Here is a 12,777-nt window from a genome sequence, read left to right as displayed (position 1 = left end):
CGGCCGACCGGCAGCCTCATCCACCATGATCGGTACGGCCGCAAGCGGCTCGCGCCACGCCGCCGGGGCACCCGAATGTGCATGTGTCGGTCGACGCCGCGCAACCTTCACCCTCGGTCGCGCGTGTGACCCGTGTCAGAAGATCGACCCCCGCTGTCGAGGATGGTTGCGGATGAGAAGAAGAAGATCGCGGCTGCTGGTCGCCACGGTGCTGATCGCGGTCGCACCGGCGCTGGTCGGGGCCGCACCGGCAGCCGCGCAACGGCCGAATACGGCGACGACACCACCGATCACCTGGTCGGACTGCGACGACGGTTACCAGTGCGCGACCGTGGCCGCGCCGCTGGACTACGACCAGCCGCGCGGGCGGCAGATCGACCTCTCCCTGATCAAGGATCCGGCGACGGATCCCGCGAACCGGATCGGCACGCTGTTCGTCAACTTCGGTGGCCCCGGTGCCTCCGGGGTGGAGCGGCTGCGGGCGCGGGGCCGTTGGGAATGGCTGTTCTCGCCCGAGTTGCGGGCCCGGTTCGACCTGGTGTCGTGGGACACCCGCGGGGTGGGCCGCAGCACCGCCGTACGGTGTTTCGGCACCGAGGCCGAACAGCAGGAGTTCTTCTCCACCATCCCGGCCTTCCCGGTCGGGGCCGACGAGGAGAAGGCCTTCTACGCCGCCGCCGAGGATCTCGGCCGCCGCTGCCGCGACCGCAACGGCGACCTGCTCGACCATCTGTCCAGTGCGGACACGGCGCGGGATCTCGACCTGCTCCGCCGGGCGGTCGGCGACAGCCACCTGAACTTCTTCGGGCTGTCGTACGGCACCTACGTCGGGGCGACCTACGCCAACCTGTTCCCCGACCGGGTACGGGCGCTCGTCCTCGACGGGGCGCTGGACTTCGTCGGCAACGCCACCGGGCACGGTATCGACGGGCTGACCAAACCGATCGACACCCGCCAGGACGTACCCCGGGGCATCGCGGACACGTTCGACCAGTTCCTGCGCCGCTGCGCCGCCGCGGGGGCGGCGAAGTGTGCGTTCGCGGCCGGCGGTGACCCTCGGGCGAAGTTCGCCGAGCTGACCGCGCGGGCCCGCCAGCGGCCGGTGGTGGTCGACGGCGAGAGCTGGTCCTACACCAGCATCATCAGCACCGTCAACGACAACCTCCCGCGTCCGTTGTGGTGGGCGGACCTCGCCGTGCAACTCGAACGGCTCTACGACGCACCGCGGACCGCCACGCTGGGCACCCGCGCCGCCCGGCCGAAACCGGGTGAGGAGTACCTGGCCAACAACACCGAGGCGTTCTACGCCACCAACTGCGCGGACAGCATCGTGCCCGGCAACACCGCGATCTACAGCCGGCTCGGCGCGAGCGAGGAACGGCGGGTGCCGTACTTCGGTCCGATCGGGGTCTTCGACTACATGCCGTGTGCCAAGTGGCCGGCCCGCAACACCGACCGGCACCTGGGTCCGTGGAACCGGTGGACGGCCGCGCCGATCCTGGTGGTCAACAACCGGTACGACCCGTCGACTCCGTGGCACGGCGCGCGGGACGCCACCGCGGAGCTGGCCCGGGGTCATCTGTTCACCATCGAGGGTGCGGGGCACACCGGGATGTTCGTGCCCAGCACCTGCGGCGAGCGGGTGAAGCGGGAGTACCTGTTCACCGGCGCGCTGCCGGCACCCGGCGTCGTCTGCGCGGCCGACGACGACCCGTTCGCGTAACAGGGCCACGACCGTTCGGGTGACGGAAAGCGACCTGTCCGCGTAACGGGACGGTGAGTCGTCCGCTCGACAACCGGCACGGTCGGTGCTGACCGACGGCCGGGCGGGATGCCCCGCCCGGCCGTCGGGGCCCGGTACCCCGAACCGGTCTCCGTTTCACGTTCGGCGCGCCTGGGTACCTCCGGCGCCGATGAAGCTGCCACTGCACTCGACCCGCCTGCGCCGCGCCGCGCGGCACCATTTCGGCTGGCGCTCGCTGCGCCCCGGCCAACTCGCCGCGATGCGGGCGGTGATGAAAGGACGTGACGCGCTCGTCGTACTCTCCACCGGAGCCGGAAAGTCGGCGATCTACCAGGTGCCGGCGGCGCTGCTGCCCGGGCCGACGGTGGTGATCTCACCGCTGCTCGCCCTGCAACAGGACCAGATTCGCAACCTGAACGAGCGGGACAACCCCCGGCTGCGCGCGGTGCGGGTCAGCTCGGCCGAGACACCCAACCAGCAGGCCGAGGCACTGCACGAGATCGAGGACGGCCGGGCGAGGTTCCTGTTCATCACCCCCGAGCAGCTCAGCAACCCGGACGTGCTGGCCAAGGTACGCGCGCTGCGCCCCGCCCTGGTCGCGGTGGACGAGGCGCATTGCATCTCGGCCTGGGGAAACGACTTCCGCCCCGACTACCTGGCGCTCGGTCACCTGATCCGGGGACTGGGCCGGCCCCCGGTGGTCGCGTTGACCGCCACCGCGTCACCGCCCGTACGGGAGGACATCGTCGCCCGGCTCGGGCTGGTCGATCCGCGTACGGTGGTCGCCGGGCTGGATCGGGCCAACCTCTTCCTGGAGGTGGCGCACTGCCCCACCGAGGACTACCGGTGGCGGCGGCTGCTCGGCCTGCTCGACGGTGGTCAGTGGCCCGGCATCGTCTACGTGCCGACCCGACGCGCCGCCGAGGAGTTGGCGACCCGGCTGACCGACGCCGGTCACGCGGCCGAGTTCTACCACGGCGGGATGCCGGCCGGCGCCCGCACGGAGTTGCACGAGCGGTTCCTCGCCGACCAGGTGCCGATCATGGTGGCGACGTCGGCGTTCGGGATGGGCATCGACAAGCCCAACATCCGCTGGGTGGCACACGTGGCCCTGCCCGACTCGCCGGACAGCTACCTGCAGGAGATCGGCCGGGCCGGACGGGACGGGGCGCCCGCCCATGCGCTGCTGCTGTGGCGGGCCGAGGACATCGGCTTGCAGCGCTTCTTCACCGGCGGCACCCCGGACGCCGCCGAGCTGACCGAACTGGCCGCCGCCCTGCACGAGGGGCCGGCCACCCGGACCGCGCTGCGGGAGCGGACCGGGATGGGGGCGCGCAAGCTCGGCCAGCTCCTCGCCCTGTTGGAACGGGTCGGCGCGGCCCGTACGACGGGAACCAGTCAGCGGGTCAGCAGCCCCCGGTACGCCCCGGAGCCCGCGGAGGCGGGCAGGGCGGCGGTGGCCGAGGCGGAGCGGCAGCAGGCGGTGCAGAACAGCCGTACGGACATGATGCGGGCGTTCGCCGAAACCACCGGCTGCCGCAGCCAGGCGCTGCTGGCGTACTTCGGTGAGCAGCTCACGACCACCTGCGGCCACTGCGACAGTTGCCACGCCGGCACCAGCACCGCCGCCGACGGGGCGAGCGGGCCGTTCCCGGTGCACAGCACGGTGGAGCACGCGGAGTGGGGGCCGGGGATGGTGCTGAGCTACGAGGACGACCGGATGACCGTACTGTTCCAGAATGTCGGATACAAGACGCTTTCCGTACCCGTGGTGAGCGAACAGGGGTTGCTCACCGCCGTTGTCGGCGGTGACTCGTAGACTCCCCGGATGGCTTCCCCGACGCAGGTGCGGACCACCGAATCGTTGCAGGTGCTCCGGCGGGTCTTCGGCTACGACGCCTTCCGGGGCAACCAGCAGGAGATCATCGACCAGGTGGTCGACGGCGGCGACGCGCTCGTACTGATGCCGACGGGCGGTGGCAAGTCGCTCTGCTACCAGATCCCGGCCCTGGTCCGGGAGGGCGTCGCGGTGGTCGTCTCGCCGCTCATCGCGCTGATGCAGGACCAGGTCGACGCCCTGACCAACCTCGGCGTACGAGCCGGGTTCATCAACTCCACCCAGGATTACGCCGCCCGGCGGCAGGTGGAGGCGGCCTTCCTCGCCAACGAGTTGGACCTGCTCTACCTGGCCCCGGAGGCGCTCGGCTCCGGGGCGACCGTCGGGCTGCTGGAGCGGGGCACGATCGCGCTGTTCGCCATCGACGAGGCGCACTGCGTCGCCCAGTGGGGCCACGACTTCCGGCCCGACTACCTGGCGCTGTCGATGCTGCACGAGCGGTGGCCGACCGTACCCCGGATCGCGCTGACCGCGACCGCGACCCCGGCCACCCACGCCGAGATCGCGACCCGGCTGAACCTGGAGAACGCCCGGCACTTCGTGGCGAGCTTCGACCGGCCGAACATCCAGTACCGGATCGTGGCCAAGCAGGAACCGCGCAAGCAACTGCTCGACCTGCTGCGCACCGAACACCCCGGTGACGCCGGCATCGTCTACTGCCTCTCCCGGGCGTCGGTGGACAAGATCGCCGAGTTCCTGGTCGCCAACGGGATCGCGGCGCTGCCGTACCACGCCGGGTTGGACTCCTCGACCCGAGCCGCCAACCAGAAACGCTTCCTGCGCGAGGACGGCCTGGTGATGGTCGCCACGATCGCGTTCGGCATGGGCATCGACAAGCCCGACGTACGCTTCGTCGCCCACCTCGACCTGCCCAAGTCCGTCGAGGGCTACTACCAGGAAACCGGCCGGGCCGGGCGGGACGGCCTGCCCTCGACCGCCTGGCTCGCGTACGGGCTGCAGGACGTGGTCCAGCAGCGCAAGATGATCGACGGGTCCGAGGGCGACGCCGCGCACCGCCGGATGCTCGCCGGACACCTCGACGCCATGCTGGCCCTCTGCGAGACGGTGGAGTGCCGGCGGGTGCGGATCCTCGCCTACTTCGGCCAGCAGAGCGACCCGTGCGGCAACTGCGACACCTGCCTCACCCCGCCGCAGTCGTGGGACGCCACCATCCCGGCCCAGAAGCTGCTCTCCACCGTGCTGCGGCTGCACCGCGAGCGGAACCAGAAGTTCGGTGCCGGCCAGTCGATCGACATCCTGCTCGGCCGCAAGACGGAGAAGGTCGCCCAGCACGGCCACGACGCGCTGACCGTGTTCGGCATCGGCGCCGAACTGCGCGAGGCCGAATGGCGCGGGGTGGTCCGCGCCCTGCTCGCCCAGGGCCTGCTCGCGGTCGAGGGCGAGTACGGCACCCTGGTGCTCACCGAGTCCAGCGCGGAGGTGCTGGGCCGTCGCCGTACGGTGATGATGCGACGCGAGCCGGAGCGGGCCGCGACCGCCTCACGCGGTTCCAAGCCGCGCGGTGCCGGCGCACCGGCCGCCGAGCTGTCACCGACCGCCGCCCCGCTGTTCGAACGGCTTCGGGCCTGGCGCGGTGCGACCGCCAAGGAGCAGGGCGTGCCCGCGTACGTCATCTTCCACGACGCGACGCTGCGCCAGATCGCGACCGACGTGCCGGCCACTCTGGCCGACCTCGGCCGGGTCAGCGGCGTCGGGGAGAACAAGCTGGCGAAGTACGGCCAGCAGATCCTGGACACCCTCGCCGAGTAGCGGCGGAGGTCAGTCGCGGGACGCGGTGAGCGGCTCGGACGAGCCGCGCAGGCTCCACCGGTTCGCGCCGCCGCGCAACACGGTCCGGCTCAGCGGGGCGATGTCGATCCGCCAGAACGAGGCGGGCGTCGCCGCGATCGCGTTGACCACCAGCGCGCGGACCACCATCGGGTGGGTGACCGCGACCACCGTACGGGTGGAGCCGTCCAGGTCACGCAGCCAGTCGCCGGTGCGGGCGAGCAGGTCGTCGAGGCTCTCCCCGCCGTGCGGCGCGGCAGCCGGGTCGGTCAGCCAGGCGGTCACCGCGTCCGGCTCGTCGGCCGCGACCTGGTCGAGCGTGCTGCCGGCCCAGCGCCCCAGATCGCCGTCACGCAACCCCTGGTCGACCGTCGGGACCAGACCCAGCGCCACGGCGGTCTCGACGCAGCGACGGGCCGGGGCGCAGAGCACGAGGTCGGCTCGGGGCAGTGTGCCGGCGGCAGCCGTGGCATCGGCCAGCCCGTGTGCGTCCAGCGGTTCGTCGACCGGGAAGGCGGCTCGACGGACCGCCGCCGTCGGTGCGTGCGCGAGCAGGATCAGTCGGGTCGTCATCGCCGGAGTCGATCTCCTTGCCGCGGATGGTGGCGGACGTGAAGCACACGACGCCCGTGCAGGTTGACACCCCGGCGTCGCCGCCCGTAGCGTCCGGTCCACAGCGTGAAGGTGGGAGGAAGCCGGTGAGATCCCGGCACGGTCGCGCCACTGTAACCGTTCTCCGCCATGCGGCAGTCCGGAAGTCAGACCCTCCACCGTCACGGATACCACTATGGGACGCGTGATCCCGAGGAGGTTTGCCATGGCAAACGTATCCGCACTGCCGACCCCGACCGCCGTGACCGTGCCGATGCCGGCACCGATCCCGCTGCGCCAGATCCTGCCCTGGGCGATCTTCGGCGCGGTGCTGGCGGTCGTGCTGCTCTACTTCGTCGGCGCCGAACAGGGCGTGACCTCGCTGATCTCCGGCGAGACGGTGCACGAGTTCGTCCACGACGGGCGGCACCTGCTCGGTTTCCCCTGCCACTGAGCCGGCCGGACACCCCCATGCTCTCCGCTCGTTCACTACTGATCCGCGGGATGCTGGTGGGCCTTGCCGCCGGTGTCGCCGCGTACCTATTCGCCACGCTGTTCGGTGAGGGACCGGTCGGGCAGGCCATCGACTTCGAGTCCGCCGCCGGTGCCGCCGCCCACGCCGCGTCGCACGGTGCGGCCGATGCCGCACACACCGACGCGGCCGAACCCGAGCTGGTCAGCCGCACCGTGCAGAGCACCATCGGCCTGGCCACCGCCGCCCTGGTGTACGGGGTGGCGCTCGGCGGCCTGTTCGCGCTCGCCTTCGCGGTCGCGTACGGCCGGATCGGACGGTTCTCGCCGCGTGCCACCGCCGCACTCGTCGGCCTCGCCGGCTTCGTCACGGTGGCGCTGGTGCCGTTCCTGAAGTACCCGGCCAACCCGCCGGCCACCGGTAACCCGGACACCCTCGGCCAACGGACCGGCCTGTACTTCCTGATGATCGTGATCGCGGTGGCCGCCGGTCTGCTCGCCCTGCACCTCGGCCGCTGGCTGCACCCGCAGTACGGGGCCTGGAACGCGACCCTGCTGGCGGTCGGCGCGTACGCGGTGTTCATCACCGTGGTACAGCTCGCGCTGCCGTCGATCAGCGAGGTGCCCGACGGCTTCCCGGCCCTGGTGCTGTGGGAGTTCCGGCTGGCCTCGCTCGGCACCCAGTTCGTCACCTGGGCCACCCTCGGCCTGCTGTTCGGCGCCCTGACCGAACGTCAGGTACGCGTCAACGCCGCCCGGCGCGGCGTCGGCGAGCCGGTCGTGGTCTGAGACCGGAGACGGACACGGTCGACTCCGCTCGGCGGGCGTGAAAGCCCGTCGAGCGGGGACCGGCGCCGGGTGGTCGGCGTCCGGGGAGGTCAGCCTCGGCTGTGGGCCGGGTTCGGGGTGTGCGGCAGCTTGCCGAGCTCGCGCCAGTTGGTTTCGGCCATGTCGACGCCGTAGTGCTTCGCGGCGGCACGGATGTTGGCGAAGGCCTGCTCCCGCTCGGCGTCGGTGACGCCCTGTACCTGGTCGAACCGGGCCACCGCGTTGCGTACGTGGCCGGCGTCGACTAGCGGCTCCTTGCGCTTGCCGGGAAAGGCGAAGACCGAATCCGGCAGCTCCCGCTTCGTCTTGCTCGACAGGGTGCCGTGCTCCTCGTGCGGCTTCCAGGTGGTTTTCATGCTCTCCCCCTACCCACGGTGAGCCGGCCTACACCCCTCGGCGCCGAGGATTCCCGCTGGTCAGCCCCGGTGTCCCCGGCCGTCGGCGTCCGTGGGCAGTTTGCCGAGCACCTTGTTGATGATGTGGATCCGGGCGTTGCCGGCCCGGTAGTCGGTGCACAGGGTGTCCGCCTGATCGGCCACGCGGGCCATCGCCCCGGACGCGGTGACCTCGACCGTCGCTCCGTCCAGGGTGGTCACCGTACCGGCGTCGAGCAGGTCGGACAGCGAGTGCGATCCGTCGACGAGGTGGGCCTTCAGCAGCGCCCGCAGGTCGTCCTGGCGTTCGATGAACAGGGCGTCGAGCGTGTCCTCGTTGAACTTGGCCAGGAACGCGTCGTCGGTCGGCGCGAGAATGGTCAGGCCGGTCTTGCCGCGCAGTTCGGGAGCGAGGCCCGAGGCCCGCAGCGCGGACTCGAACGTGGTCAGCACGGGGATCCACTGCAGCGCCACGTCGACCGGCTCGGCGACCAGCGAGGCCGGGTTGCCCGGATCGGTGCCGGCGGGCAGCACGTCGCACAGCGGGCCGGTCACCGCGACCGCCGTACTGCCTGCGCCGGTCGCCCTGTCCCGGTCGTCGGCGCTCGTGCAGCCGGCGACGGCGAGGACCAGCAGCAGGGTCAGCCCGGCGGTCCGCAGCGCGTCGACCGGGCGGTTTCGGGTGGACGGCGGGACGGTTGGCTCGGACACGACGATCTCCTGCCTCTGGGTACGGTCGTGCCGGCGGGCCGGGCGTGGGCCCCGACCCGCCGGCACGGGTTCACCGGTGTGTCAGTGTGCGTGATGGAGCCGGGTTCACAGCCCCGCGCACTGGCCCGACTTCGGACCCTGCACCGTGTTGGCGATGTTCAGGTTGATCGGCGCCGGGCTGTTGCCGGCACAGCTCAACGGACCGTTGACCGAGTTGCCGGCCAGCAGTGGCACGTCGACGCCGGTGCCGTTGGCCGAGAGGCTGACCGGGCCGGAGACGTTGACGTCGACCACGTTGACCGCACCGCTGGTGCCGGAGATCGACACCGGACCGCGTACGGTGCTGTCGGTCAGGAAGACACCGGCCGCACCGGCGGCGCTGACCGGCCCGTTGATCGTGGTGCCGGTGGCGACGAGGGTCGCGCCGGGGCGGACCGTCACCGGGCCGTTGACCGTGCCGTCGGACAGGCAGGTGAAGCCGGAGACGACCAGCGGGCCGTTGTACCGGCTGGAGCCGGTCGGGTAGACCCGCTCGCCGCCGACGAACTCCTCGGCGCCCTGTGCGTCGAGCAGCAGCGGGATCAGACCACGTTCCGGCTGGTTGAGCGGCACGTAGTACGCGTCGCCGCTCTTGACCACCTTCCAGCCGTGTGCCCGGATGCGCTGCGCCACGGTGGTGCCGACGCTGCCGGGACCATCGGTACGGGCCCCGTTGTACTGCTCCTCGGTCAGCTTGTACGCACACGGCGCGTTGTCCAGGATCTGGTCCGGACCGGGCGCGTCGGCGACCGGCGGGCTCTCCCCCGGATGCGGTGCCGGGTGGGCCGGGATCAGGTGCGATCCGCGGAACACGATCCGGCTGCTGTTTGAGGTCTGGAACTTGATCGCCTCGGTCCGCGCCTGCTTGATCGCCGGCAGGTTGGCCCGGTGGTAGTCGAGGAACTGGTTGAACGTCCACATCGCCGAGTACGACTTGCGCCGCCGGTTGTTGGCCGTGTTGCCCTCGTCCGGGCGGGTGGCGCCACCGGAGCTGCGCAGTTCGAGCAGCGAGTTCACCACGTTCTTCAGGCCCAGCGTGTTGCGCAGGATGGTCTCCTCGCCCAGGCCGACGTTGCCGCCGTTGGCGCACCCGTACGGGCACGGCCACCAACCGTCCTTGGCGCCCTGCTCGTACATGTGGCCCTCGATCATGTGCTGCGACTCGTTGAAGATCGAGGTCGCCACGTTCTGGTGCCGCGGCGGCAGCATCGGCAGGTCACCGGCGCTGGAGTTGCCGAACTCGTGGCCGTCGTAGCCCGCGACCGGCCGGTACTCGCGCAGCATCTGCACGAACGCGAAGGTCTCCGGCTGGCGGATCAGCGAGTAGTCGCGGTTGAGGTCCTGCCCGGTGGAGTTGCCCCGGGTGTTGGCCGCCCGGCCGTCGCCGTTGATCGTCGGGACGATCAGCACGGTGGTGTGCGACAGCAGGTCGAGCGTGCGGGAGTCCTTGCTGAAGGCGAGCTTGCGGGCCATGATCAGGCAGGCCTCGCGGTCGCCCGGCTCGCCGCCGTGCACGTTGCAGTTGATCGACAGGGGCGAGGTCGCCGCCACGGCCGCCGCGGTGGCGGGCGGGGTGGGGTAGCCGATGACGAACATGTTGATCGGCCGGCCGAGCACCGTACGCCCGATCTCCACCACCCGGACCCGCTCGCTCAGCTCGTCGACGGCCGCGGTGTAGGCGTACTCGTTGACGTCGCTGGTGTACTGCGCGGCCTTGGTGGTCTCCCACTGCGTACGCAGGTTCTCGCCGGTCACGGCCGGGTCGCCCCAGGGTGCCGTGGTGGTGCCGGAGACCGGCAGCGAGTACGGCTGGACCTCGGTGCCGAACCGGGCCCGGACCCGCCACTGGAACCGGTCGCCGGGGTTGAAGCCGGCGTCGGCGAACGTCGGCTTCTCGTTGTTGATCTGACGGTTGGGGCGCCAGACCCCGACCACGGTGGACGGGCCGGTGGCGGTGTCGCCGCCGTCCACCAGGGTGCGCTCGATCTGGTAGTCGGTCGCGCCGGCAACCGGGGTCCAGGTCAGCGTCGCGAAACCGTCGGCCTGCGCGACGGCGAGGCCCTGTACCTGGTTCGGTTCCTCGGCGGCGAGGGCGGTGAGCCGGGTCGAGTTCGGACTGCCCAGCGCGGCCGCCGGGGCGGTGAACGTACCGAGGGTGGCGACGAGTAGCCCGGACAGGACGGCTACCGTTGATCGTCTGTATCGCATGGAACCTCCAGGGTGTTGAAGGCGCAGTTGATCAGGGACAGCAGTGCTGGCCATCATGATCGACTCCAGTTGATGACGCAAGATCTTGAGCAATTCTTGAGGTTCGATCGCTCCGGATCCGCACGGGCGCGAATGCGCCGTCATCCACTGAGGATCAGGCGACACCCTCGGGCCGGAACTGCACGCTGACCCTCGGCCCGACCGGGCGTGCGGTCTTCGGGATCGTGTGCTCCCAGGTGCGCTGGCAGGAGCCGCCCATCACCACCAGGTCGCCGTGCCCGAGCGGGAAGCGCAGGCTGGCCCCACCGCCCTTCGGCCGAAGCAGCAGCGGCCGGGGCGTGCCGAAGGAGACGATCGCGACCATCGTGTCCTGGTGCGACGACCGCCCCACCGTGTCGCCGTGCCAGGCCACGCTGTCCCGGCCGGTGCGGTAGAGGCACATGCCGGCGGTGACGAACGGCTCCCCCAGCTCCGGGGCGTAGTGGGCGCTGAGTCGGCGACGCGCCTCGCTCAACAGCGGGTGCGGCAGCGTCTCGTGGCCGGCGTACCAGCGCAGCAGGCGGGGGACGTCGACCTGCCCGTCGTACATCCGGCGACGCTCGGCCCGCCAGTCGACCTCGTCCAGCAACGTCGCGAGCACCAGGTCGGAGCCCTGCACCCAGCCGGGTAGGTGGTCGACCCAGGCGCCCCGGGTCAGCTCGTGCCGCCGGACCGCCCCGGCCAGCCGACCGAGGCTCGCCGTGGGGGCCGTATCCAGCATCGATGGCTGGTAAACGCCGTGCGCCATGAGGGCCAGCGTACGCCTCAATCGAACAGGCGTACGAACGGGGTGCCCCGCCCCGGCGTGTCGAGCGCGGCCCGAGCCCGGTGCAGGTCCACCGAATCGACCTCCGGCGGCAGGTGATCGTTGCGGCGGACATGTGCGAGCAGGTCCGCCTCGGGTGCCAGGCCGTGCTCGCGCAGGCGGTAGGAGACCTCGTCGGTCCAGATCCACCACCCGTCGGTACGGACGTTCGTCGGCACCACCGGACCCCGTGCCCGGTCCAGCGGGTCCTCGGCGCGGTCCGGGGTGAGCAGCAACGGCGTACCCGCGTCCAGGTAGCCCAGCACCCGGTCCCGCTCGTCGGCGTCGAGCCGCTCCCCGTCGTCGCCGCGCCCCTGACCAGCGCCGACGTGCCGGGCGAACCGGATCGGCCGGGGCGGCGCGGCGGCCCAGAGCAGGGCGGCCCGCCCCAGTGCGGCGCGTTGGTAGTCGGGCAGACCGCCCGCTTCGGCGAACACCTCCACCCGTGGGTCTCGCTCGCCCGCGGCGAGCAGCACACCCTGCGCCGCGGCGGCCACCGCGGGCTGGTCGAGGCTGCGGTCGGCGAGGACCTGCACCAGGTACGTCCGGCGGGGCGGCGGCCACCGGGTGGCCCGGTCCGGAAACGACCAGACCCGCCAGAGCGCCCGTACGCCGGTGATCCGGTCCGGCACCGCCCCGACCAGCGCGAGGTCGACCGGATCGGGCCCGCCGGGACCGTCGTGTCCCCTGGTCAGGTCCGGCGGATACGCCACCGGCTCGCCGTGCTCGACCAGCACCTCCGGGTGCAACGGTGCCAGCCGGTAGAACCGGTACGGCGCCGGCATCCCCCGCGGTACGTCGTCGACCGCCTCGGTCTCCTCACCGGCTTCGGCGAGTACCCCACCGAGCAGGGTGACGTCCGCCTCGGTGAGGGCGACCCGGCCGGCGATCGCGCCGAAGACCACCGCCTGCGCGACCTCGACGGCCCTCCCCTCGGCCAGCCACTGCCGAGCCTGGGTGACCAGTCCGTCGGGCAACCGCACGGCCACGCGGAGCAACAGCCCGTGCAACTCGTCGAGCCGTAACCGGATCCGCGTGTCCGCTTCCGAACCTGCCGCCACGACCGTCCTTCCCACCGTGCCGAGTGCCCGCGCCGGGCGAACGTACGAAGCGACTACGGCGCGGACGCCTATCTGGTTCAGGTGAGATTTCCCAAGTCGAGGCCCATTTCCCCGGCTACCTGCGGCGCGACCGCCGCAGTCCGCCGGATCGGTTTTCGCACCATGGGATCCGGGGCCCGACTCACGTACAGTCCCGCCATTCGACTGCCCCGGTCGGCGGC

The 12,777-nt window shown here is 71.6% G+C and carries 11 protein-coding genes and 1 riboswitch; of the genes, 5 read left to right on the top strand and 6 right to left on the bottom strand.

Annotation, left to right across the window (positions count from 1 at the left end; translation table 11 throughout):
- Window positions 1-172: 172 nt before the first annotated feature.
- From AB0J90_RS24560 to recQ, 3 genes are all read left to right on the top strand, one after another.
- Entirely contained in the window at window positions 173-1,723 is a 1,551-nt protein-coding gene (locus tag AB0J90_RS24560) for an alpha/beta hydrolase (protein WP_363599490.1), read from the top strand.
- Between the two features lie 190 nt (window positions 1,724-1,913).
- Entirely contained in the window at window positions 1,914-3,563 is a 1,650-nt protein-coding gene (locus AB0J90_RS24555) for a RecQ family ATP-dependent DNA helicase (RefSeq protein ID WP_363599488.1), read from the top strand.
- 9 nt (window positions 3,564-3,572) lie between these two features.
- Complete coding sequence (gene recQ, locus AB0J90_RS24550) at window positions 3,573-5,411, top strand: DNA helicase RecQ (RefSeq protein WP_363599486.1); 1,839 nt, start codon at window positions 3,573-3,575, stop codon at window positions 5,409-5,411.
- 9 nt (window positions 5,412-5,420) lie between these two features.
- Here the strand turns inward: recQ and AB0J90_RS24545 are convergent, their stop codons facing one another.
- Entirely contained in the window at window positions 5,421-6,002 is a 582-nt protein-coding gene (locus tag AB0J90_RS24545; protein WP_363599484.1) for a histidine phosphatase family protein, read from the bottom strand.
- 117 nt (window positions 6,003-6,119) lie between these two features.
- Window positions 6,120-6,193: riboswitch (cobalamin riboswitch) on the top strand.
- 53 nt (window positions 6,194-6,246) lie between these two features.
- On the opposite strand from AB0J90_RS24545, the gene AB0J90_RS24540 reads away from it, so the two are divergent.
- On the top strand, window positions 6,247-6,474 hold the full coding sequence (locus AB0J90_RS24540; RefSeq protein ID WP_326557719.1) for a CbtB domain-containing protein: 228 nt from the start codon (window positions 6,247-6,249) through the stop codon (window positions 6,472-6,474).
- Between the two features lie 17 nt (window positions 6,475-6,491).
- Window positions 6,492-7,280 (top strand): CbtA family protein, encoded by a 789-nt coding sequence (locus AB0J90_RS24535; RefSeq protein WP_363599482.1) that lies wholly within the window; start codon window positions 6,492-6,494, stop codon window positions 7,278-7,280.
- Between the two features lie 89 nt (window positions 7,281-7,369).
- Here AB0J90_RS24535 and AB0J90_RS24530 read toward each other — a convergent pair whose 3' ends face one another.
- The 5 genes from AB0J90_RS24530 to AB0J90_RS24510 all read right to left on the bottom strand — a co-directional run bounded on the left by AB0J90_RS24530 (window position 7,370) and on the right by AB0J90_RS24510 (window position 12,556).
- Complete coding sequence (locus tag AB0J90_RS24530) at window positions 7,370-7,675, bottom strand: DUF6582 domain-containing protein (protein ID WP_363599480.1); 306 nt, start codon at window positions 7,673-7,675, stop codon at window positions 7,370-7,372.
- A 60-nt stretch (window positions 7,676-7,735) separates the two neighbouring features.
- The gene (locus AB0J90_RS24525; protein ID WP_363599478.1) at window positions 7,736-8,404 is read right to left on the bottom strand and encodes a fasciclin domain-containing protein; all 669 of its coding nucleotides are present in this window, start codon (window positions 8,402-8,404) and stop codon (window positions 7,736-7,738) included.
- A 105-nt stretch (window positions 8,405-8,509) separates the two neighbouring features.
- Window positions 8,510-10,651 carry a M14 family zinc carboxypeptidase gene (locus tag AB0J90_RS24520; protein ID WP_363599476.1) on the bottom strand — a complete coding sequence of 714 codons (2,142 nt, stop codon included), beginning with the start codon at window positions 10,649-10,651 and terminating at the stop codon, window positions 8,510-8,512.
- 154 nt (window positions 10,652-10,805) lie between these two features.
- The gene (locus AB0J90_RS24515; protein ID WP_363599474.1) at window positions 10,806-11,438 is read right to left on the bottom strand and encodes an alpha-ketoglutarate-dependent dioxygenase AlkB; all 633 of its coding nucleotides are present in this window, start codon (window positions 11,436-11,438) and stop codon (window positions 10,806-10,808) included.
- 17 nt (window positions 11,439-11,455) lie between these two features.
- The gene (locus tag AB0J90_RS24510; RefSeq protein ID WP_363599472.1) at window positions 11,456-12,556 is read right to left on the bottom strand and encodes a hypothetical protein; all 1,101 of its coding nucleotides are present in this window, start codon (window positions 12,554-12,556) and stop codon (window positions 11,456-11,458) included.
- Window positions 12,557-12,777: the final 221 nt, after the last annotated feature.

The sequence above is a fragment of the Micromonospora sp. NPDC049523 genome, from assembly GCF_040676775.1.
Lineage (GTDB): Bacteria > Actinomycetota > Actinomycetes > Mycobacteriales > Micromonosporaceae > Micromonospora_G.
Note: the sequence above shows the minus strand (reverse complement) of the source record. Positions and strands in the feature narration are given on the sequence as shown.